At 69.9% G+C, this 21,591-nt stretch carries 18 protein-coding genes and 1 tRNA gene; 5 read left to right on the forward strand and 14 right to left on the reverse strand.

Annotated features, from left to right (window positions below):
- Positions 1-12: 12 nt before the first annotated feature.
- Positions 13-945 (reverse strand): AEC family transporter, encoded by a 933-nt coding sequence (locus tag NH287_RS03130; protein WP_253034438.1) that lies wholly within the window; start codon positions 943-945, stop codon positions 13-15.
- Positions 946-1,027: 82 nt separating this feature from the next.
- On the opposite strand from NH287_RS03130, the gene NH287_RS03135 reads away from it, so the two are divergent.
- Both NH287_RS03135 and NH287_RS03140 read left to right on the forward strand, forming a co-directional pair.
- Positions 1,028-1,495, forward strand: coding sequence for a DUF2975 domain-containing protein (locus tag NH287_RS03135; RefSeq protein ID WP_308210380.1), 468 nt, complete (start codon positions 1,028-1,030; stop codon positions 1,493-1,495).
- A complete protein-coding gene (locus tag NH287_RS03140; RefSeq protein ID WP_217531867.1) occupies positions 1,495-1,722 on the forward strand; it encodes a helix-turn-helix transcriptional regulator in 228 nt (75 codons plus the stop codon). Before NH287_RS03135 ends, NH287_RS03140 begins: the two co-directional genes overlap by 1 nt.
- A gap of 302 nt (positions 1,723-2,024) precedes the next feature.
- Here NH287_RS03140 and NH287_RS03145 read toward each other — a convergent pair whose 3' ends face one another.
- Positions 2,025-2,327, reverse strand: coding sequence for a DUF427 domain-containing protein (locus NH287_RS03145; RefSeq protein ID WP_253034439.1), 303 nt, complete (start codon positions 2,325-2,327; stop codon positions 2,025-2,027).
- Positions 2,328-2,393: 66 nt separating this feature from the next.
- Between NH287_RS03145 and NH287_RS03150 the strand changes: the two genes are divergently transcribed.
- Positions 2,394-3,707 carry an MFS transporter gene (locus NH287_RS03150; RefSeq protein ID WP_253034440.1) on the forward strand — a complete coding sequence of 438 codons (1,314 nt, stop codon included), beginning with the start codon at positions 2,394-2,396 and terminating at the stop codon, positions 3,705-3,707.
- A 57-nt stretch (positions 3,708-3,764) separates the two neighbouring features.
- Here the strand turns inward: NH287_RS03150 and NH287_RS03155 are convergent, their stop codons facing one another.
- The 6 genes from NH287_RS03155 to polA form a co-directional block, all read right to left on the reverse strand.
- Entirely contained in the window at positions 3,765-4,022 is a 258-nt protein-coding gene (locus NH287_RS03155; protein ID WP_064002034.1) for a DUF6458 family protein, read from the reverse strand.
- Between the two features lie 90 nt (positions 4,023-4,112).
- Positions 4,113-4,874: an SGNH/GDSL hydrolase family protein gene (locus NH287_RS03160; RefSeq protein WP_253034441.1), complete on the reverse strand. Its 762-nt coding sequence runs from the start codon at positions 4,872-4,874 to the stop codon at positions 4,113-4,115.
- 20 nt (positions 4,875-4,894) lie between these two features.
- Positions 4,895-6,244 carry an MFS transporter gene (locus NH287_RS03165; RefSeq protein WP_253034442.1) on the reverse strand — a complete coding sequence of 450 codons (1,350 nt, stop codon included), beginning with the start codon at positions 6,242-6,244 and terminating at the stop codon, positions 4,895-4,897.
- A 35-nt stretch (positions 6,245-6,279) separates the two neighbouring features.
- Complete coding sequence (locus NH287_RS03170; protein ID WP_217531871.1) at positions 6,280-7,311, reverse strand: LLM class flavin-dependent oxidoreductase; 1,032 nt, start codon at positions 7,309-7,311, stop codon at positions 6,280-6,282.
- Between the two features lie 82 nt (positions 7,312-7,393).
- Positions 7,394-9,070, reverse strand: a complete 1,677-nt coding sequence (locus tag NH287_RS03175) for a DUF885 domain-containing protein (RefSeq protein WP_253034443.1) — start codon at positions 9,068-9,070, stop codon at positions 7,394-7,396.
- Between the two features lie 31 nt (positions 9,071-9,101).
- On the reverse strand, positions 9,102-11,729 hold the full coding sequence (gene polA, locus NH287_RS03180) for a DNA polymerase I (protein WP_253034444.1): 2,628 nt from the start codon (positions 11,727-11,729) through the stop codon (positions 9,102-9,104).
- Positions 11,730-11,812: 83 nt separating this feature from the next.
- Here polA and NH287_RS03185 point away from each other — a divergent pair, with 83 nt between their 5' ends.
- Positions 11,813-12,259 carry a PaaI family thioesterase gene (locus tag NH287_RS03185; protein WP_253034445.1) on the forward strand — a complete coding sequence of 149 codons (447 nt, stop codon included), beginning with the start codon at positions 11,813-11,815 and terminating at the stop codon, positions 12,257-12,259.
- A 5-nt stretch (positions 12,260-12,264) separates the two neighbouring features.
- On the opposite strand, the gene NH287_RS03190 is transcribed toward NH287_RS03185, so the two are convergent.
- A complete protein-coding gene (locus tag NH287_RS03190; RefSeq protein WP_253034446.1) occupies positions 12,265-12,777 on the reverse strand; it encodes a GNAT family N-acetyltransferase in 513 nt (170 codons plus the stop codon).
- Between the two features lie 10 nt (positions 12,778-12,787).
- Positions 12,788-13,411: an ANTAR domain-containing response regulator gene (locus NH287_RS03195; protein WP_064002042.1), complete on the reverse strand. Its 624-nt coding sequence runs from the start codon at positions 13,409-13,411 to the stop codon at positions 12,788-12,790.
- A gap of 57 nt (positions 13,412-13,468) precedes the next feature.
- Between NH287_RS03195 and NH287_RS03200 the strand changes: the two genes are divergently transcribed.
- Positions 13,469-13,554, forward strand: a tRNA-Leu gene (locus NH287_RS03200).
- A gap of 49 nt (positions 13,555-13,603) precedes the next feature.
- Here the strand turns inward: NH287_RS03200 and NH287_RS03205 are convergent.
- The 4 genes from NH287_RS03205 to gltB form a co-directional block, all read right to left on the reverse strand.
- Positions 13,604-13,870, reverse strand: a complete 267-nt coding sequence (locus tag NH287_RS03205) for a GlsB/YeaQ/YmgE family stress response membrane protein (RefSeq protein WP_064002043.1) — start codon at positions 13,868-13,870, stop codon at positions 13,604-13,606.
- A gap of 148 nt (positions 13,871-14,018) precedes the next feature.
- The gene (gene pyk, locus NH287_RS03210; protein ID WP_253034447.1) at positions 14,019-15,467 is read right to left on the reverse strand and encodes a pyruvate kinase; all 1,449 of its coding nucleotides are present in this window, start codon (positions 15,465-15,467) and stop codon (positions 14,019-14,021) included.
- A 49-nt stretch (positions 15,468-15,516) separates the two neighbouring features.
- Entirely contained in the window at positions 15,517-16,983 is a 1,467-nt protein-coding gene (locus NH287_RS03215) for a glutamate synthase subunit beta (protein ID WP_253034448.1), read from the reverse strand.
- Positions 16,976-21,580, reverse strand: coding sequence for a glutamate synthase large subunit (gene gltB / locus NH287_RS03220; protein ID WP_253034449.1), 4,605 nt, complete (start codon positions 21,578-21,580; stop codon positions 16,976-16,978). Before gltB ends, NH287_RS03215 begins: the two co-directional genes overlap by 8 nt.
- Between the last annotated feature and the right edge of the window lie 11 nt (positions 21,581-21,591).

Genomic DNA, 21,591 nt, shown 5'->3' on the forward strand with positions numbered 1-21,591 from the left:
ACCGCCGGTCGGTCAGGCCGAATGCCCCAGCAGCAGCACCACGAGGAACAGCACGGGGACGCATCCGATCGTCGTCAGGAAGACGGTGTCGCGCGCGATGGTCCTCCCCGTCGCGTACCGCTGCGCGTAGTTGAAGACGTTCTGCGCGGTCGGGAGGGCCGCCAGCACGGTGACGACGAGGACCTCGGCGGGGGAGAGGCGGAACAGCAGCGCCGCCACGACCCATGCCACCGCCGGCATGGCGAGCAGTTTGAGTCCGCTCGCCAGGAGGATGTCGCGGCGCCGGCCCGTCGTCCCCAGCACGCGCTGACCGTTGAGCGAGATGCCGTAGCTGATCAGCAGGATCGGGACCGCGGCGTTCGCGACCAGCTGCAGCGGGTCGAGGACGATCGGTGGGAGCGGGATGCCGGTGGCCGACACGATCGTGCCGAGGAGCGAGCCGACGACGATCGGGTTGGTGATCGTCCGCCTCAGGATCGGCCAGGGACGCCGCCCGGTGGGGGAGGTGAGCGCCTCGAAGATCGCCATCGTGATCGGGGTGAGCACCAGGAGCTGGAACAGGATGACGGGAGCGGGGTAGGCCGCGCTTCCGAGGACGTAGAGCGACAGGGGGATGCCGATGTTGTTCGAGTTCACCTGCCCCGCCGACAGCGCGCCGATGAGCACCTCACCGGCCGGGCGCCGCCAGATGACGCGCGCGACGAGAACGTAGACGGCGAACATGGCGACCGCCGCGATCGCCGAGACCGGCAGCAGCGACGAGAAGAGCGTGCGTACGTCGGCTTGGGACAGGACCACGAACAGCAGGAACGGGCTCAGGACGAAGAAGGCCAGCCTGCTGAGCACCTGCCCACCAGTCGGGCCGAGCAGATCGATGCGCCCGATCAGCCATCCCACGGCGATCGCGACGCCGATGACGAGGAATCCCGTGAGGACTGCGAGCACCCTTCGAGCCTAGGGCGGGTCTCCAGTTGCGGAGGACCGGGGGAGAAGCTATCGTTTTTCGATAGATTGAGATCGAAAGGCGATGATGAGCACAGCAACGATCCTGACGCTCCGAACGGCGCTGGTGGCGTCCCTCGTGGGCTCGCTCCTCGTGCAGGTCGGCATCCTTCCCGCGATCTGGCGGGACCTCGAGACCGTGCCGCTCGCGTGGCGGGTGGCCGCCGTCTCGATCCTCGCACTGTGGGTCGTGTGCCTGCAGGTCGTCGCGGTGTGCATCTGGCGGCTCGTCTCGATGGCCGCCGTGGAGGCCGTGTTCTCGGTCGGTGCTTTCCGCTTCGTCGACATCATCATCGGTGCGATCACGGTCGCCGCCGTCCTGACCGCCGGCCTCGCCACGCTGCTCGTGCCCGGAGACGTCGCCCCGGGTGTCGTCGGCCTCATCTACGGAGCCGCCGTGGCGACCGGGGGAGTCGCGCTCGTTGTGGTCGTCATGCGCTCACTGCTGCGCAAGGCGATCGAGATGCGCACCGAGCTGGACGAGGTGGTCTGATGCCGATCATCGTCGACATCGACGTCATGCTCGCACGGCGGAAGATGGCCGTCGGGGACCTCGCCGCACGCATCGGCATCACGCCGGCCAACCTCGCCGTCCTGAAGAACGGTCGCGCGAAGGCGGTGCGCTTCACCACCCTGGATGCGCTGTGCGAGGTGCTGGAGTGCCAGCCCGGCGACCTGCTGCGCTGGGAACCGGAGGCATCGATCCAGGACGAGTCCTGAACGTCTGCGCTCGCCGGCACGTCCGCGAGACTGCACGTGCGCTCCGAGACCGTGGCCTCACCCCGCCGTCTGGGCGCGCGCCTGCAGTTTCCCGGGGATAGAGATGGCACCAGCACTCATGAGCGATCGAAAACAGCCGATAATGAACATTATGTCAACTCGATGATGCGAGCGCTCGGCCACGCTCTCCTCGACCGAGTGCGCTGCGGACGGTGATCGAGCTCGAGCAGCCGCTCCCCGTCACCGCCCGGTTCGTCCGCGCCGCCGAGCTCGGCCCGCTGCACGAGTGAGCGGATGCGGCGTCAGGCGCCGACCGTGACCCCCGGCGAGAAGGCGACGTAACCCGAGAAGTCCGCACCGACGCGGTCGAACGCCGACGGGTACGGGTTCGGGTACGACCAGGCGCCGTCCGCGAGGCGCTCGGAGCCCGCTTCGATGTGGAAGTACTGGCACTCGCCCTTCCACGGACACGTGTACGGGGTCGGACTCTCGACGAGCACGCCGGCCTTCACCGACGAGGGCGGGAAGTAGGCGTTCCCCTCGATGCGGATGATCTGGTCGTCGTCCGCCTCCGCGATGACGGTGTCGCCGATGGTGGCCTTCATGTCGTCCTCCGTTCGCCCGGGTGGGGTGGAGCCAGCGTACGCCCGCCGGAGAGTAGCGTGGGCGGGGTGAGTCGAACCGGTCCGAGCGTGCGCGCATGGATCATCTGGGGCACCGGCGTCGCCGCGTACGTCCTCGCCGTCACCAACCGCACCTCGCTCGCCGCGGTCGGCGTCGACGCGGCGGACAGGTTCCAGGCGGATGCCGCGACCCTGTCGTTGTTCGCGGTCGTCCAGCTGGCCGTCTACGGCGGGATGCAGATCCCCGTCGGCATCCTCCTCGACCGCTTCGGCTCGCGTCCGATCATGACCGCCGGCATGATCCTCATGGCCATCGGTCAGCTGACGATGGCCCTCTCCCCCAGCGTCGGTGTCGCCATCGTCGCGCGCATGCTCCTCGGTGCGGGGGATGCGGCGGTGTTCCCGGGGGTGCTCCGCCTCGTCGCGACCTGGTTCCCCGCGCAGCGCGGACCGCTCATGGTGCAGCTCACCGGCATCCTGGGTCAAGCGGGTCAGCTCGTCGCCGTCATCCCCATCGCGACGATCCTCCACGCGACCTCCTGGTCGGTCACCTTCGGCGGGATCGCCGGACTGTGCGTCCTGTTCGCCGTCCTCGTGTTCGCCCTCGTCCGCAACCGTCCGCCGGACCTCGCGCGCGACGTCAGCGTCGACACCGACACGGGGGCGATCCGGGTCGTGACCTCGACGATCGACACCGGTGTCGGCATCCGCGCCGCCCTCGCGCATCCGGGCACACGTCTCGCGTTCTGGTCCCACTTCACGACCCCCTTCGCGGGCACGGCGTTCATCCTCCTGTGGGGTTTCCCGTACCTGACGGCGGGCGAGGGGCGGACCGTCGCCGAGGCGGGCGCCCTCACCTCGCTGTACGTGTTCGCCGGCATGGCCCTCGGCCCCGTCCTCGGCGAGCTCTCGCGGCGCGTCCCGCACCGGCGCTCCCGCGCGCTCGTCCTGCCGGCCGTCGGCTTCCAGTTCGCGGCGTGGTCGGCCGTCATCCTGTGGCCGGGCCCCGCGCCCCTCTGGCTGCTGATCGTCCTCCTCGTCGCCCTGGCGATGGGAGGACCGGCGTCGATGATCGCCTTCGACCACGCCCGCACGCACAATCCGTCGCACCGGCTCAGCACCGCGACGGGCGTCACGAACGCCGGCGGCTTCCTCGCTGCGCTGCTGGCGATCTTCGCGATCGGCCTCGTCCTCGACCTCCAGGGCGCGGGCACCCCCGACACCTACCGGCTCGAGGCCTTCCGCATCGCCTTCCTCGTCCAGATCCCGCTGTGGCTCGTGGGCGCGACGTTCATCAGCATCGAGCGGCGGCGCACCCGCATCCACCTCGGGATGGATCCGCCCCGCCGGCCGCGCCGGTGACCGCCCGCACGACGAAGGCCCGCCCCCTGGGGACGGGCCTTCGAAGTCTGTCACGCGTCAGTACGTGCCGTCTCCCGACGTGCGCGTCTCGGAGCGGGTGACCCGCTCCCCCGCAACAGGGTCGACCGTTCGGACGGTCGACTCGCTGGAACGCCGCCGCAGCATCAGCACGAGTCCGATGATGAAGACGACAGCGCCGGCGGCCATCAGGATGTAGCCGATCATGTCGAGGTTGACGTACTGGACGTCGACGTTGACGGCGAACACCAGGATGGCCCCGATGACGAACAGCACGATTCCGGTTCCGATGCTCATGCGCACACTCCCTTTCTAGGCTGTGTGCTCCGATCATCCCGGATGCTGCAAAGAACCTGGATGGTCTTGACAGGACGGTCGAATCCGGTTTCAGCGCGGTTCGACCGTCAGCCACTCCGCGAACTTCGGCTCGCGTCCGTCTCCCGACGAGGTGCCCGTGAGCCGGCGCCGCAACCAGGGCCCGAGGTGCTCGCGGAAGTACCGGCCGCGACCGAGGGCGACCGCCGTGTCGTCCTCCTCCAGCCGCCACCACTCGGTCGGGGGCTGCTCCCCCAGCGCCTCCAGCACGCGCGCGGCGACGCGGTGATGCCCGCGCGCGTTCATGTGCAGCCGGTCCGCCGACCAGAACGACGGGTCCGAGAGCTCGCGGTCGGGCCAGTTCAACGCGACGACCAGGTCGTGGCGTCCGCGGATGCGGTCGGTCACCGCGCGACACAGTTCGTCGCCGCGTCTCTGGATGAGGCCCGCCAGCGGCAACTGCGCGGACGGGTTCGCCCCCGACAGGACGATCATCGTGACGCCCTCCTCGTCGCAGCGGCGGAGCACGTGCGAGAACGCGTCGGCGATGCGCGCGATCGGCGTGCGCGGACGCAGCATGTCGTTGCCGCCACCGTTGAAGGACAGGTGAGTCGGCCGGAGGGCGAGCGCGCGTTCGAGCTGCTCCTCGACGATCGGCTGCATGAGCTTGCCGCGGATGGCCAGGTTCGCGTACGAGATCGCTGCGCCGCGGGAATCCGCCCAGCCCTGCGCGACGAGGTCCGCCCAGCCGCGGACGCTCCCGTCCGGCAGCTCGTCGCCGACACCCTCCGTGAACGAGTCCCCGATCGCGACGTAGCGGATGTCCTGCGGCATCCCTCCAGCGTAGGACGCGCTCACTCGGCGAGGCTCCGCCCGCGGGACTCGGCGAGCCCCCACGTCGCCGCGGCGGCGACGGCGAAGAACGCGCTGAGGACGACGAAAACCACCGGGACGCCGCCGATCGCCTGGAGTGCGGGGACGGCAGGCGGCGCCAGGATCGACGCGATCCGGCCGATGCCGGCGGCCCAGCCCGCGCCCGTCGCGCGCAGCGACGTCGGATAGGTCTCGGGGGTGACGGCGTACAGGGCGCCCCACGCGCCCAGGTTGAAGAAGGACAGCGCCATCCCGGCCCCGAGGATCATGGGCACCGTCGTGGCCTGGCCGAACACGATCGCCGCCACCGCGGAGCCCGCGAGGAAGACCGACAGTGTCGCGCGGCGGCCCCACACCTCGATGAGCCAGGCGGCGACCGCGTACCCCGGTACCTGGGCGAGCGTGATGATGAGGGTGAACTCGAAGCTGCGCACGAGACCGAACCCCTGCGAGACGAGGAGCGTCGGGATCCAGATGAACGCGCCGTAATAGGAGAAGTTCACGCAGAACCACACGGCCCACAGCGCAGCGGTGCGCCGCCGCATCCCCGGCGCCCAGAGTCCTCGCAGCCGCATCGCCACGGTCGTGGCCGGAGCGGCCGGCGCCTCGACCGCGTCGACCGCGGCCGGAGCGAGGCGTCCGAACACCGCGGGAGAGGCCTCGAGGCCCGCCATGACCCGTTCGGCGTCCGCCGTCCGCCCGCGGGAGGCGAGCCAGCGCGGCGACTCCGGCAGCCCCCAGCGCACGACGAGCGCGTAGACCGCGGGGATCGCGCCGATCGCGAGCGCCCACCGCCACCCCTCTGCGGCCGTCGGGATCACGAGGTACCCGATGAGCGCGGAGGCCGTCCATCCGACCGCCCAGAACGCCTCGAGCACGACGATGATGCGTCCCCGCATCCGTGCCGGTGCGAACTCGCTCACGTAGGTGCTCGCCACGGGCAGTTCGGCGCCGAGACCCAGGCCGACGACGAAACGCAGCGCGATGAGCGCGACGAGACCGCCCGCGAGCGCACTCGCGCCCGTCGCGATGCCGTAGACGAGGAGCGTCAGCGCGAAGACGGAGCGGCGTCCGATGCGGTCGGCGAGCAGTCCGCCGACGGTGGCGCCGACCGCCATGCCGGCGAAGCCCGCCGAGGCGATCCACGACGTCTGCGAGGTCGACAGCTGCCACTGGTCCACAAGGGCCGCGATGACGAAGGAGATGAGCCCGACGTCCATCGCGTCGAGCGCCCAGCCCGTTCCCGATCCGGTGAGGACGCGCAGGTGGGTGCGCGTGAACGGCAGCCGATCGAGACGGGCGGTCAGCGTGCCGGTCGAGGTCGCGGTCATCCCTGCATCGTACGAGGGTCGGGGCCGCGCCCGGGTCACTCGCCGAGCATCTCGCGCACGAGCGGGATGACCTTCGTGCCGTAGAGCTCGACCGAGCGCATGAGCTTGTCGTGGCCGAGGGTGCCGTTGGCGTACTTCAGGTCGAAGCGGCCGGCCCCCAGGGTCCTCACCGTGTCGGCGATCTTCCGCGCGACGGTCTCGGGCGAGCCGGCGTAGATCGACCCCTCGGGTCCGATCTCGTGCTGGAACCGCATCCGGCTGTACGGCGGCCACCCGCGGTCGCGGCCGATCGTGTTGTTCTGCGCCTCGAAGCCCGGGTACGCCTCCTCCCACGCCTGTTCGTCGGTGTCGGCGATGTGACCAGGCGAGTGGATGCCGATGGGCTGCGCCTCGGTGCCGAGCTCGCCGATCGCGCGGTGGTAGAGGTCTACGTACGGGCGGAAGCGCGCGGCCGGGCCGCCGATGATGGCGAGCATGAGGCCGTACCCGTAGCGCGCGGTGCGGATCACCGATTCGGGGGATCCCCCCACGCCTACCCAGGCGCGTATGCCCGCCTCGGTCTTCGGGAAGACGTCCGCCTGCTGCAGTGCGGGGCGGGTCGTCCCCTGCCACGTCACCGGCTTCTCCTGGCGCAGGAGCGAGAACAGCTCGAGCCGCTCCTCGAAGAGCGTCTCGTAGTCCGACAGGTCGAAGCCGAAGAGCGGGAAGGACTCGATGAACGACCCGCGCCCGAGGATCACCTCAGCGCGCCCCTCGGAGATCGCCGCGAGCGTCGCGAAGCGCTCGTAGACGCGTACCGGGTCGTCGCTGGAGAGGACGGTCACGGCCGTCCCGACCCGGATCCGTTCGGTGCGCGCGGCGATCGCGGACAGCACGATCTCGGGGCTCGAGACGGCGTACTCGGCGCGGTGGTGCTCCCCGACCCCGATGAAGTCGACCCCCACCTGATCGGCGAGTTCCGCCTGCGCCAGCAGGTTGCGGATCGCCTGCGCGCCCGACACGCGCTCGCCCCGCTCGTCGACGGTGATGTCCCCGAAGGTGTCGAGGCCCAGCTCCACTGCGGTCATGTCCGCCCCTTTCATTCAGCTGAATGAACGATAACGGGGATGCCGGCTATTCCCGGCATCCCCGTTCGTCTGTCCGCGTCGCTCAGTCGTCGCGCAGAGCGGCCCGCAACGTGTCGAGACCGACGCCGCCGAGGCGGAGTGCCCGCATGTGGAACTGCTTGATGTCGAAGTCGGCGCCCCCGCGCTGCGCCGCCTCGTCGCGGATCTGCTCCCAGATACGCTGGCCGACCTTGTACGACGGGGCCTGGCCGGGCCAGCCGAGGTAGCGGTTCACCTCGAAGCGGATGAACTCGTCCGACATGTTGACGTTGCGACGCATGAACTCGAGCGCGTAGTCGGCATCCCACACCCCGGTGCCGTCCAGACGCGGCTTGCCGAGGTGCACGCCGATGTCGAGGACGACACGGGCGGCGCGCATCCGCTGACCGTCGAGCATCCCGAGGCGGTCGGCCGGGTCGTCGAGGTAGCCGAGGTCAGCCATCAGGCGTTCGGCATAGAGCGCCCAGCCCTCGGCGTGGCCGCTCGAGCCCGCCAGGAGTCGGCGCCACGAGTTGAGCTCTGCGCGGTTGTAGACGGCCTGGGCGATCTGCAGGTGATGCCCGGGGACGCCCTCGTGGTAGACGGTCGTGAGTTCCCGCCAGGTGTCGAACGAGTCGACGCCCTCGGGGACCGACCACCACATGCGGCCGGGCCGCGAGAAGTCGTCGGTGGGCCCGGTGTAGTAGATACCGCCCTCGTTCGTGGGGGCGATCATGCACTCGAGGCGACGGATCGGCTCGGGGATGTCGAAGTGCGTGCGGCCGAGTTCTTCGACGGCCCGGTCGCTGGTCTCCTGCATCCAGGCCTGCAGAGCCGCGGTGCCGTGGAGCTTGCGGCTCTCGTCCTGCTCGAGGAAGGCGACCGCCTCCTCGACGGTGGCGCCGCTCTTGATCTCGTTCGCGATGGCCTCCTGCTCGGCGACCATGCGGGCCAGTTCCTCGACCCCCCACTCGTAGGTCTCGTCGAGGTCGATCGTCGCACCCAGGAAGCTGCGGGAGTGGAGGGCGTAGAGCTCCCGGCCGACGGCGTCGGTCTCGGACGCGACGGGTACCAGCTCGTCGCGCAGGAATGCGGCGAGCTGATCGTAGGCGACCCGCGCGGCGCCGGCGTTGTCGGCGAGGTCGCGGGCCAGCGAGGCGGGGAGGTGCCCTTCGGCGGGCGCGGCCTCACCGACGAAGGACGCGAAGAAGCCCGTGTCGCTCGTGTAACGCGCGATCTGCGTCACGACCTCCCGGACCTGCCGCTGCGCGGGGACGACACCCTCCGAGATGCCCTGTCGGAGTGTCTCGACGTAACCGGTGAGGGCCCCCGGGATGGCGGCGAGGCGTGTGGCGACGACCGACCAGTCGTCTACCGTGTCGGTCGGCATCAGATCGAAGACGGAGCGGATGTCCTGCGACGGCGACGCGATGACGTTCAGGTCGCGCAGGTGCGACTTCGCCGCGTGGAGGTCGAGGTGGAGCCCCAGCTCGGCCGAGAGGTCCATCTTCGTGACCTCGTCGACGTCGTCGACCGCGTCCGCAGCGTCGAGCGCGCGGAGCGTCTCGGCTGCAGCGGCGGCCAGACGCTCGTGCCCGGCGGGCGAGTAGTCGTCCAGTCGGCCGTTGTGCTCCGTGCGCCCGATGTAGGTGGCGAGGCTCGGGGAGAGTTCGGCCAGCGTGTCCACCCAGCGGTCCGCGATCGTGTCGATCGGAGTGGGTGTGCGTTGTGCGTCGGTCATCCTCCGAGCGTAGAGCGTCGCACGCGCCGCGTCAGTGAGCCGCCTCGTCCCAGTCGCCGCCCCGGCCGATCTGCACCTCGAGCGGCACCGAGAGGTCGGCCGCGTCGCCCATGCGCGTGCGGACGATCTGCTCCACGGCATCCCACTCCCCCGCGGCCACCTCGACGACGAGTTCGTCGTGGATCTGCAGCAGCACGCGTGAGCCGAGGCCCTGATCGAGGAGGTCCTGGTGGATCTCGACGAGGGCGATCTTCATGATGTCCGCGGCGCTGCCCTGGATGGGAGCGTTGAGCGCGGCCCGCTCGGCGTTCTCGCGGAGCACCCGGTTGGGGCTCGTCAGGTCGGGGAACGGGCGGCGGCGACCGAAGATCGTCTCGGTGTACCCGTCGATGCGGGCCTGCTCGACCGAGGACCGCAGGTAGTCCCGCACGGCGCCGAACCGCGCGAAGTACTCGAGCATGAGCTGCTTCGCCTCGGACTGCTCGATGCGCAGCTGCTTCGACAGGCCGAACGCGCTGAGGCCGTAGACGAGCCCGTAGGACATCGCCTTGACCTTGGTCCGCATCGGAGCCGTCACCTCGGCGGGCTCGACGCCGAACACGCGGGCGCCCACGAACCGGTGCAGGTCCTCGCCCGAGTTGAACGCCTCGATGAGGCCGGGGTCGCCGGACAGGTGCGCCATGATGCGCATCTCGATCTGCGAGTAGTCGGCCGTCAGGAGGGTCTCGTACCCCGCCCCGACCTCGAACGCCGCGCGGATCCGGCGCGACTCCTCGTTGCGGATCGGGATGTTCTGCAGGTTCGGATCCGTGCTCGAGAGCCGCCCCGTCTGGCTGCCGGTCTGGACGTAGGTCGTGTGGATGCGGCCGTCGTCGGCGATTCCGACCGTCAGCGACTCGATGATCTGGCGCAGTTTCGTGGCCTCGCGGTGCTGCAGCAGCAGGCCGAGGAACGGGTGCGGGTGGGTGTCTTGCAGGTCGGCAAGGACCGCGGCATCCGTCGAGTACCCGGTCTTGGTCTTGCGGGTCTTCGGCAGTTCGAGCTGGTCGAACAGCACCTCCTGCAACTGCTTCGGCGAGCCGAGGTTCACCTCGCGCCCGATGATCGCGTACGCGTCCTGCGCGATCGCGTCGGCGCGGGCGGCGAGCTCACCCGAGAAACCCGACAGCTTGTCGCGCGAGACCGAGACGCCCGCGAGCTCCATGTCGGCCAGGGCGTCGAGGGTCGGGAGCTCGATGTCGGTCAGCACCGCGGAGACGGATGCCGGGAGTTCCACCCGCTCGGCGGCCGCGACGCGCAGGGCGAACCAGGCGAGCTGACCCGGGGTCGCGCCCTCGGTCTCGGGCACCAGCTGCGACGGGTCGGCCTCGGGGAGCTTCTCGTCGAGGTAGCGGTCGACGAGGTCCGCGAGGTTCTTGTCGGGCAGGCTCGGCCGCAGCAGCCACCCGGCGAGGAGGACGTCGAACGCGAGCCCGCCGAGGCGCACGCCCGCCCGGCGCAGCGCCTTCACCTGCGGCTTCGCGTCGACCATCACCTTCGGCGCGTCGCCCTCGAGCCACGGGGCGAGCGCCGTGCGGGCGGACTCATCCCACGCGGTCTCGCGCACCGCATCCGTCGTCGCGACGCCGACGCGGGTCGGGAGCCCGCCCGTGACCGCGACGGTGAGGGCGAGCTCGCCGCTCTGCTCCGCCAGCCACGCCACGAGGGTCGCGGCATCCGTCTCCTGCGGTTCGGGGGCCGCCACCTCGGGAGCCGGCGGCTCGGCGTCCGCACCGAACGCGTCGAAGACGCGCGGCAGGAGGGTCCGGAACTCCAGGCGGGCGAAGATGTCGCGGACCGCCTGCGTGTCCATCGGCTGGACCGCGAGGTCCTGCGGGGTGAGCTCGAGCTCGACGTCGCGCAGGAGGGCGTTGAGCTGACGGTTGCGGCGGACGTCGTCGAGGTGCTCGCGGAGGTTGCCGCCGACGACCCCCTTGATCTCGTCGGCGCGGTTCAGCAGCTCGTCGAGCGACCCGAACTGCGTGAGCCACTTGACCGCCGTCTTCTCGCCGACCTTCGGGACGCCCGGGAGGTTGTCGCTCGTCTCGCCGACGAGCGCCGCGATGTCGGGGTAGTTCTCGGGCGGCAGGCCGTACTTCTCCACGACGGCGTCCGGGGTGTAGCGCTTCAGCTGCGAGACCCCTTGCACGCTCGGGTAGAGCAGCGTCACGTCGTCTGTGACGAGCTGAATCGTGTCGCGGTCGCCCGAGCAGACGAGCACCTGGAAGCCGCTCTCGACACCCTGGGTCGCGAGCGTCGCCAGGATGTCGTCGGCTTCGACGTCCTCCTTCGTGAGGACCGGCACGCCCATCGCCGCGAGGCAGTCCTGCAGCAGCGGGATCTGCCCCTTGAACTCGGCCGGGGACTCGGACCGGTTCGCCTTGTACTCCTCGTAGACGCGGGTGCGGAACGACTGCCGCGAGGTGTCGAACGCGACCGCGAGGTGCGTGGGACGTTCGGCCTTCACGAGGTTCACGAACATCGACAGGAAGCCGTAAATGCCGTTGGTGTGCTGGCCGTCCTTCGTCGAGAAGTTGTCGACCGGGAGCGCGAAGAACGCCCGGTAGGCCAGCGAGTGGCCGTCGACGACGAGCAGAGTAGGCTGTGCGGAGTCGCTCACCCAGCCAGCCTAGTTCGGGCGTGCGACATCGACTCCCCCGCAGCGGCGCCGGGTCGGCGCCACCCGAAGCCGAGGTCCGAGCCATGTCCGAGAACGCCCCCTCCCCCGACGCCCTCTCCGCCGGCGACGGCCTGAGCTGGGCGAAAGACCGCGGCCTCGGCGCCCTCGCCGACAAGATGGGGATCGAGCTCGTCGAGTTCACCCTCGAGAAGGCGGTGGCACGGATGCCGGTGGCCGGCAACACCCAGCCGGTCGGTCTCCTGCACGGCGGCGCCTACGTCGTGCTGGGCGAATCGCTCGGATCGATGCACGCCAACCTGCACGCGGGACCCGGCCGCCTCGCCGTCGGCATCGACATCAACGCGACCCACACCCGCTCCGCGACGGAGGGCTGGGTGACGGGCGTGTGCACCCCGCTGCATCTCGGCCGCAGCCTCACGGTGCACGAGATCGTGGTGACCGACGACCGGGGCAGGCGGTGTTCGACGGTCCGGATCACCAACATGGTGCGGGACCGGCCGGCATCCTGACCGGCTCAGCGCGAGACGGGGTACTTGAAGCCGATGTGCGAGTCGACGAAGCCCAGCCGCGTGTAGAACCGGTGCGCCTCGGTGCGCGCGGCATCCGACGTGAGCTGGACGAGGGATGCGCCCACGGCACGCGCCGCGACGTCGGTGACCCACGTCATCATCCCGGCTCCGATCCCGCCCGAGCGCTGCGAGCCGGCGACACGCACGGCCTCGACCATGAGGCGTGTGCTCCCCCGCCGCGCCATGCCCGGCACCACGGTCAGCTGCATCGTCCCGACGATGCGACCCTCGCGCTCGACGACGAGCAGGTCGTTGCCCTCCGCGGCGAGGATGCGCCGCAGCCCCCGCAGGTAGAGCGGACGAGCGTCGGATGCCGCGACGTCGCCGCGGCCTGCGCTGACGGGGTCGTCCGACAGCAGCGCGACGATCGCGTCGAGGTCGCCCTCCTCCGCACCGCGGAGCGTGATCGTGCCGCGAGGGGAGGCGAGGTCGACCGGGAGATCGAACTCGTCGATCACGGCGACCGCGTCAGGACTTCTTGGGCGCGAGCTGCTCGATGATCGCCTTCGCGACGTCCTGCATGGTCAGTCGGCGGTCCATCGACGCCTTCTGGATCCAACGGAAGGCCTCGGGCTCGGACAGGCCCATCTTCTCGTTGAGCAGGCCCTTGGCGCGGTCGACGAGCTTGCGGGTCTCGAAGCGCTCGACCATGTCGGCGACCTCGGCCTCGAGCGTGATGATCTGCTCGTAGCGTGCGAGGGCGATCTCGATGGCCGGCAGGAGGTCGTTCGGGGTGAACGGCTTCACGACGTAGGCGAGGGCGCCCGCCTCGCTCGCCCGCTCGACGAGCTCCTTCTGGCTGAAGGCCGTGAGGAGGACCACGGGGGCGACGTGGTTCTTGCTGAGCTTCTCCGCCGCGCTGATCCCGTCGAGGATCGGCATCTTCACGTCCATGATGACGAGGTCGGGACGCAGCTCGGTGGCCAGCTGGACGGCGGTCTCACCGTCGCCCGCCTCGCCGACGACGTCGAAGCCGCTGTCACGCAGGATCTCGACGATGTCGAGGCGGATCAGCGACTCGTCCTCCGCGACGACGACGCGTCGGGGAGCCGGGGCAGCCTGGGGGGCGGTGGAGGGTTCCTGCTCAGTCACCCGTCCATCCTAGGCCAGGGCGACCCGCCATCCTGCGGTATCGTCGTTGAGGCTCGCGCCGGTGTGGCGGAATGGCAGACGCGACCGACTCAAACTCGGTTGCCCGAAAGGGCGTGTGGGTTCGACTCCCACCACCGGCACCACAGCGGAACGGCGCCCCCGCAGGGGCGCCGTTCCGTGTTCTCCGCGTCGTCAGGTGGTCCGACGACGGCCGACGATCAGGCCGTAGATCAGCAGGACGATGAGCGAGCCGCCGATGGCGAGCAGCCACGTCTGGATGCTGAAGAACTCTTCGAGGGGCGCGTTGAACAGCACGCTGCCCAGCCACCCTCCCAAGAGCGCTCCGACGACGCCCAGGATGAGCGTGACGAACCAGCCCCCGCCCTGCTTGCCCGGAAGGATCAGCTTGGCGATGGCGCCGGCGATGAGCCCCAGGATCAGAAAACCGAAGAATCCCATGATGACCTCCTGTGATCGGGTGGTGACTACCTGCCGCCCGACCCTACGCCCGCCGGAACCTCCGGCCGGGGGCCTTCCGCCGCGGCATCCCGAGTGCTAGAAAGCGGGCAGTCCCGAAGGACTGCCCGCTTCCGACGACCGTGAGGCGTCAGCTCTCCGCCTTGTAGATCGGTGCCTTGCCGTGGACGGCGTCGCCGATCTTGTGGATGCGGATGTCGTTGGTCGCCCCGATGATCCCGGGAGGGGAACCGGAGATGACCACGACCTTGTCGCCCTCCTCGAGGAGACCGCGCGAGAGGAAGTAGTCGTCGACCTGCAGGAACATGAGGTCCGTGTGGGCCACATGCTCGACGAGGGCCGACTGGATGCCCCACGTGATCGCCATACGGCGACGGATCGCCGGGTCGATCGCGAACGCCAGCATCGGGATGCCGGGGCGCAACCGCGACATGCGGCGGGCGGTGTCTCCCGACTCGGTGAACAGGCAGATGAACTTCGCCTCGACGAACTCGGCCACCTCGTTGGCAGCGAGGGTGATGATGCCACCCTGCGTGCGGGGCTTGGCCGTCAGCGGCGGGATGCGCTCGAGCCCGTGGGTCTCGGTGGCATCGATGATGCGCGCCATCGTCTCGACGACGCCGACGGGGTGCTTGCCGACGCTCGTCTCGCCCGAGAGCATGACGGCGTCCGCACCGTCGAGGACGGCGTTGGCGACGTCACTGGTCTCGGCGCGGGTGGGGACGGGGTTCTCGATCATCGTCTCGAGCATCTGCGTCGCGACGATGACGGGCTTGGCCATGCGACGGCAGAGCTCGACCGCGCGCTTCTGCACGATGGGCACGGCCTCCAGCGGGAGCTCGACGCCGAGGTCGCCGCGGGCGACCATGATGCCGTCGAAGGCGTCGATGATCTCCTCGAGCGCGTCGACCGCCTGGGGCTTCTCGATCTTGGCGATGACGGGGACCTTGCGGCCTTCCTCCGCCATGATCTCGTGCACCCGCGTCACGTCGGCGGCGTTGCGCACGAACGAGAGCGCGATGATGTCGGCACCGGCCTGGAGACCCCATCGGAGGTCGGCCTCGTCCTTCTCGGAGAGGGCGGGGACGTTGACGGCGACACCGGGCAGGTTGATGCCCTTGTTGTTGGACACGTAGCCGGCGACGATCACCTCGGTCGTGACGACGGGGCCTTCGACACCGGTGACCTGGACGCGGACCTTGCCGTCGTCGATCAGGAGGAAGTCGCCCTTCTTCACGTCGTCGGGCAGACCCTTGAAGGTCGTTCCGACGATCTCCTTCGTGCCGGCGATGTCCTCGGTCGTGATCTTGAAGACGTCGCCCACGGCGAGGAAGTGGGGGCCTTCGGCGAAGCGACCGAGACGGATCTTCGGTCCCTGAAGGTCCACGAGGACGGCGACGGCACGGCCGGCGTCGTCCGACGCCTTCCGGACGTTGGCCAGTCGGGCGTCGTGGTCGGCGTAGTCGCCGTGGCTGAGGTTGAAACGGGTCACGTCCACACCGGCGTCGATGATCGCGCGGACCATCTCATAGCTCTCGGTGGCAGGACCCAGCGTGGCGACGATCTTCGCGCGTCTCACAGAAATAGCTCCGTCGGGTAGTGATTCGGGATCTGGGATCGGTTACAGCCTAGGCGTGCGGGAGACCGATCGCGACGTCGGTCGGACGGACCGGCGCCGGGAGGCTGGTCGATCCCATGAGGTACTCGTCGACAGCCGAAGCGGCCGCGCGTCCCTCCGCGATCGCCCAGACGATGAGGGACTGGCCGCGCCCGGCATCCCCCGCCACGAACACGCCCGGGGCGGTCGACTGCCAGTCATCGGCACGCTCGACGTTGCCGCGCGTGTCGAACACGGCGCCGAGTTGCTCCTCGAGGGCGGTGCGTTCGGGGCCGGTGAAGCCCATCGCGATGAGGACGAGGTCGGCGGGGATCTCGCGCTCGGTCCCGCTCTTGGGGACGCGGCGGCCGTCGACGAACTCGGTCTCGGCCACGCGCAGGGCGCGCACCTCGCCCGCCTCGTTGCCGAGGAACTCGACCGTCGAGGCGAGGTAGGAGCGTTCGCCGCCCTCTTCGTGCGCCGAGGCGACCTCGAAGATCGTGGGCATCATGGGCCACGGCTGGTGGTCCGGCCGCGACTTCGGCGGCTGCTTGCCGATCGCGAGGTTGGTGACGCTCAGCGCGCCCTGGCGGTGAGCGGTGCCGATGCAGTCCGCACCGGTGTCGCCACCCCCGATGACGACGACGTGCTTGCCCTCGGCGTGGATCTGGTGGGGAACCTGGTCGCCCGCGACGGCCTTGTTGGACTCGACGAGGTACTCCATGGCGAAGTGCACCCCGTCGAGGTCGCGCCCGGGGATCGCCAGGTCGCGCGGAACGGTGGCGCCGGTGGCGACGACGACCGCGTCGTAGCGGGCGCGCAGGTCCGCCCACGACAGGTCCTTGCCGATCTCGACCCCCGCGCGGAAGCGGGTGCCCTCGTCGCGCATCTGACGCAGGCGCGTCTCGAGGTGTCGCTTCTCCATCTTGAAGTCCGGGATGCCGTAGCGCAGCAGACCGCCGATGCGGTCGTCGCGCTCGTACACGGCCACGGTGTGACCGGCGCGGGTCAGCTGCTGAGCGGCGGCGAGACCCGCGGGCCCCGAGCCGACGACCGCGACCGTCTTGCCGGTGAGGCGCCCGGGGGGCTCGGCCTCGACCCAGCCGTTGGCGAAGGCCTCGTCGATCGTCGAGACCTCGATCTGCTTGATCGTGACGGCCGGCTGGTTGATGCCGAGCACGCAGGAGCTCTCGCAGGGGGCCGGGCACAGTCGACCCGTGAACTCGGGGAAGTTGTTCGTCGCGTGCAGCCGCTCGATGGCCGCACGACCCTCGCCCCGCCAGGTGAGGTCGTTCCACTCCGGGATGAGGTTGCCGAGCGGGCATCCGTGGTGGCAGAACGGCACACCGCAGTCCATGCAGCGGCCGGCCTGTCGGCGGAGCACGGCCTGGTCGCCCTGCTCGTACACCTCCTTCCAGTCCATGATGCGTACGGGAACGGGCCGGCGCGGCGGCAGCTCGCGCTCGGTGACTTTGAGGAAGCCCTTCGGATCAGCCACCGGTCACCTCCAGGATGCGGGTCCAGACGACGTCGCTGTCGGGGTCGAGCCCCTCGGCGGCCGCCTCCTGGCGGGTTTTCAGAACGGCCGCGTAGTCCCGCGGCAGGACCCGAGTGAAGTTCGCGACCTCGGTGTCGAGGTTCGCGAGCAGTCGCTCGGCGAGGTCCGATCCGGTCTCCTCGGCGTGACGGCTCAGCAGGTCGCGGAGGATCTCGACGTCGCCGGCACCCAGCTCGAGCAGCTCGAGTTCGCCGGTCGCGAGCGCCTCGCGGTTGATGAGCGCCCGGTCGAGCCGGTAGATGTAGGCCGAACCGCCCGACATGCCCGCCCCGAGGTTGCGCCCGGTCGGGCCGAGGATGACGGCGAGTCCCCCGGTCATGTACTCGAGCGCGTGGTCGCCGACACCCTCGACGACCGCGGTCGCGCCGGAGTTGCGGACGAGGAACCGCTCGCCGACGACGCCGCGCAGGAACATCGAGCCCCGCGTCGCGCCGTAGCCGATGACGTTGCCGGCGATGACGTTCTTCGACGCGTCGAAGGTCGCCGCACGCGGCGGCCGGACGACGATCTCGCCTCCGGAGAGTCCCTTGCCGACGTAGTCGTTCGAGTCGCCCTCCAGGCGCAGTGTGATCCCCGAGGGGAGGAACGCGCCGAAGGACTGCCCCGCCGACCCGGTCAGGTTGACCTCGATCGTGCCGGAGGGCAGACCGTTCTCGCCGTGCACCTTGGTGACGTGGTGGCCGAGCATCGTGCCGACGGCGCGCTCGGTGTTGCGCACCGGCAGGTCGATCGTCAGGTGGCCGCCGTGCTCGACGACGTCGCGCGCCCGGTTGAGCAGGGCGACGTCGAAGTGCTCCTCGAGCTCGTGCTCCTGCTCCTGCACCCGGCGTCGCGGCGCGTCGTCGGAGAAGGCGGGACCCCGCAGGATGGGCGACAGGTCGAGGCCGTGCGCCTTCCAGTGGTCGACGGCGGGCTGCACGTCGAGGACCTCGGTGTGCCCCACGGCCTCGTCTATCGAGCGGAAGCCGAGCTCGGCGAGATACTCGCGGACCTCCTGGGCGATGAACTCCATGAAGTTGACGACGTGCTCCGCCTTGCCCGTGAAGCGCTTGCGCAGCTCGGGGTTCTGCGTCGCGACACCCACGGGGCAGGTGTCGAGGTGGCAGACGCGCATCATGATGCACCCCTCCACCACGAGCGCACTCGTCGCGAAACCGAACTCCTCGGCGCCCAGGAGCGCGGCGATGAGCACGTCGCGCCCGGTCTTGAGCTGACCGTCGGCCTGCACGACGACGCGGCCGCGCATGTCGTTGATCATCAGCGTCTGCTGCGTCTCGGCGAGACCGAGCTCCCACGGGGTGCCCGCGTGCTTGAGGGAGTTGAGCGGGCTCGCGCCCGTCCCCCCGTCATGGCCGGAGACGAGGATGACGTCGGCCAGCGCCTTCGCGGTGCCGGCCGCGACCGCGCCGATGCCCGACTGGCTCACGAGCTTGACGTGCACCCGCGCGGACGGGTTGGCGCGCTTCAGGTCGAAGATGAGCTGCTTGAGGTCTTCGATCGAGTAGATGTCGTGGTGCGGCGGGGGCGAGATCAGGCCGACGCCCGGGGTGCCGCCGCGCGTGCGGGCGATCCACGGGTACACCTTGCCGGGGGGCAGCTGACCGCCTTCGCCGGGCTTGGCGCCCTGGGCGAGCTTGATCTGGATGTCGTCGGCGTGCGTGAGGTACATGCTCGTGACACCGAAGCGTCCCGACGCGACCTGCTTGATGGAGCTGCGCCGCTCGGGGTCGAGCAGACGATCGACGTCCTCGCCGCCTTCACCCGTGTTGGACTTCGCGCCGAGACGGTTCATCGCGATCGCGAGGGTCTCGTGCGCCTCCTTCGAGATCGAGCCGTAGCTCATCGCGCCCGTCGAGAAGCGCTTGACGATCGAGGACACCGGCTCGACCTCGTCGATCGGCACCGCCGGACGCACTCCGGTCTTGAGGCGGAACAGTCCGCGGAGCGTCTTGAGCTCGGCGGCCTGCTCGTCGATCAGGTGGGTGTACTCGCGGAAGATGTCGTACCGACGGGTTCGCGTCGCGTGCTGCAGACGGAAGATCGTATCGGGGTTGAAGAGGTGCGGCGAGCCGTCGCGACGCCACTGGTACTCGCCACCGGTCCACAGCCGCTCGTGCGCACGGGCGGCCTGGTCCGCCGGGTACGCGAACTCGTGACGGGCCAGGTTCTCGCGCGAGATCTCCTCGATCCCGATGCCGCCGAGCTTCGTCTCGGTGCCGGTGAAGTAGGTGTCGACGAACTCCTGCGACAGGCCGACGGCCTCGAAGACCTGCGCTCCCGCGTACGAGGACACCGTCGAGATGCCCATCTTCGACATGATCTTCAGCACGCCCTTGCCGAGCGCGTAGATCAGGTTGCGGACGGCCTTCTCGGGCTCGACACCGGTGATGTAGCCCGCGCGGACGAGGTACTCGACCGTCTCCATCGCGAGGTACGGGTTGACCGCCGACGCGCCGTAGCCGATCAGGGTCGCGACGTGGTGCACCTCGCGGACGTCGCCCGCCTCGACGACGAGACCGACCTTCATGCGGTTCTCGTTGCGGATGAGGTGGTGGTGCACCGACGAGAGCGTCAACAGGGACGGGATCGGAACCAGGTCCGAGGTGGAGTCGCGATCGCTGAGGATGATGAACTCGACGCCGTCGGCGATGGCGGCATCCACTTCGGCGTTGATCTCGTCGAGGCGCGCACGGAGCGAGTCCGCGTCGTCGTCGGCGCGGTAGAGACCGCGGATCGTGATGGAGCGCCGACCGGGGAGGGCGCGGTCGATGTTCTGCAGCTTCGCGAGTTCGTCGTTGTCGATGACCGGGAAGTCGAGCGTGATGACGCGCGTGTGGTCCGGTCCGGATGCCAGGAGGTTCCGCTCGGGACCGAGCCCGAGCCCGAGCGAGGTGACGACCTCTTCGCGGATGGAGTCCAGCGGCGGGTTCGTGACCTGCGCGAACTGCTGCACGAAGTAGTCGAACAGCAGGCGGGGACGCTCGCTGAGGACGGCGATGGGGGTGTCGGAACCCATCGCACCGAGCGGCTCGGCGCCCGTCTGGCCCATCGGCGTCAGGAGGATGCGGACCTCCTCCTCGGTGTAGCCGAAGGTGCGCTGGCGGCGCGTGATCGAGGCGATGGGGTGCACGATGTGCTCGCGCTCGGGGAGGTCTTTGAGGCGCACGCGACCCTCGTCCAACCACTCCTGCCACGGGTGCAGGGTGGCGAGGTCGCGCTTGATCTCCTCGTCCTCCACGATGCGCCCCTGCGCGGTGTCGACGACGAACATGCGTCCGGGCTGCAGACGACCGCGACGCTTGATGCGCTCGGGTTCGAAGTCGAGCACACCGGTCTCACTGCCGATGACGACCAGTCCGTCGGTGGTCTCGGTCCACCGACCCGGACGCAGGCCGTTGCGGTCGAGCGTCGCCCCCACGAGCGAGCCGTCGGTGAAGATGAGGGCGGCCGGGCCGTCCCACTGCTCCATCTGCATCGAGTGGTACTCGTAGAAGGCGCGCAGGTCGGCCGGGATGTCGGCCTGCTTCTCGTAAGCCTCGGGCACCATCATCATGATCGCGTGCGGCAGGCTGCGCCCGGTCAGCGTCAGCAGCTCGAGCACCTCGTCGAACGAGGCCGAGTCGCTCTGGCCCGGGCTGCAGATCGGCAGGAGCGGACGGATGTCGCCGAGCAGCTCGGACTCGAGCTGCGACTGACGCGCCCGCATCCAGTTGCGGTTGCCGTTGACGGTGTTGATCTCACCGTTGTGCGCCAGCATGCGCAGCGGCTGCGCGAGCGGCCACGACGGGAACGTGTTGGTGGAGTACCGCGAGTGGACGACGGCGAGCTCGGTCGCGAACCGCTCGTCCTGCAGGTCCGGGTAGAACGGCTCGAGCTGCAGGGTCGTGACCATGCCCTTGTAGCCGAGGGTGCGGCTCGAGAGCGAGACGAAGTAGGCGTCCAGCTCGTGCTGGGCGCGCTTGCGGAGGCGGTAGGTCCGCCGGTCGAGCGCGATGCCCGACAGCGCCGGCGCGTCGCCGACCGCCGGCCGCGACACGAACAGCTGCTCGAAGGCCGGACGGGCGTGGAACGCCAGCTTGCCGAGGTTCTCGTCGGCCGTCGGCACCACGCGCCAGCCGAGGACGGTGAGGCCCTCGCTCCGCGCGATCGCCTCGATCGCGCTCTTCTGGGCCGCGCGCTCGTCGTGGTCCGTCGGGAGGAACGCGAGTCCCGCGGCGTACTCCCCCACGGGCGGCAGGTCGATGTCGACCACCGCGCGCAGGAACGCGTCGGGCATCTGCGTCAGGATGCCGGCGCCGTCACCGGTACCGGCATCCGACCCGATCGCGCCGCGGTGCTCGAGGTTGCGCAGCGCGGTGAGGGCGAGGTCCACGATGTCGTGGCCCGCCTCACCGCGCAGCGTCGCGACCATCGCCAGACCGCAGGCGTCCTTTTCGAACGCCGGGTTGTACATCCCCTGTTTCGCAGGGAACGAACCACCGGCGATGGTCCCGGCCGACCGGGTCGTGGTGTCTTCGTGACGGGAGCTCGAGGGCATGCCTACCGTCC

It is taken from the genome of Microbacterium sp. CnD16-F (genome assembly GCF_024124465.1).
Classification (GTDB): Bacteria; Actinomycetota; Actinomycetes; order Actinomycetales; family Microbacteriaceae; genus Microbacterium; species Microbacterium gawkjiense.

Coding starts and splice junctions, on each gene's coding strand:
- gltB (WP_253034449.1), bottom strand. CDS start 21,580: ATGCCCTCGAGCTCCCGTCACGAAGACACCACGACCCGGTCGGCCGGG.
- NH287_RS03145 (WP_253034439.1), bottom strand. CDS start 2,327: ATGAAGGCCACCATCGGCGACACCGTCATCGCGGAGGCGGACGACGAC.
- NH287_RS03160 (WP_253034441.1), bottom strand. CDS start 4,874: ATGCCGCAGGACATCCGCTACGTCGCGATCGGGGACTCGTTCACGGAG.
- NH287_RS03185 (WP_253034445.1), top strand. CDS start 11,813: ATGTCCGAGAACGCCCCCTCCCCCGACGCCCTCTCCGCCGGCGACGGC.
- NH287_RS03175 (WP_253034443.1), bottom strand. CDS start 9,070: ATGACCGACGCACAACGCACACCCACTCCGATCGACACGATCGCGGAC.
- NH287_RS03155 (WP_064002034.1), bottom strand. CDS start 4,022: ATGAGCATCGGAACCGGAATCGTGCTGTTCGTCATCGGGGCCATCCTG.
- NH287_RS03135 (WP_308210380.1), top strand. CDS start 1,028: ATGATGAGCACAGCAACGATCCTGACGCTCCGAACGGCGCTGGTGGCG.
- NH287_RS03170 (WP_217531871.1), bottom strand. CDS start 7,311: ATGACCGCAGTGGAGCTGGGCCTCGACACCTTCGGGGACATCACCGTC.
- NH287_RS03140 (WP_217531867.1), top strand. CDS start 1,495: ATGCCGATCATCGTCGACATCGACGTCATGCTCGCACGGCGGAAGATG.
- NH287_RS03165 (WP_253034442.1), bottom strand. CDS start 6,244: ATGACCGCGACCTCGACCGGCACGCTGACCGCCCGTCTCGATCGGCTG.
- NH287_RS03205 (WP_064002043.1), bottom strand. CDS start 13,870: ATGGGATTCTTCGGTTTTCTGATCCTGGGGCTCATCGCCGGCGCCATC.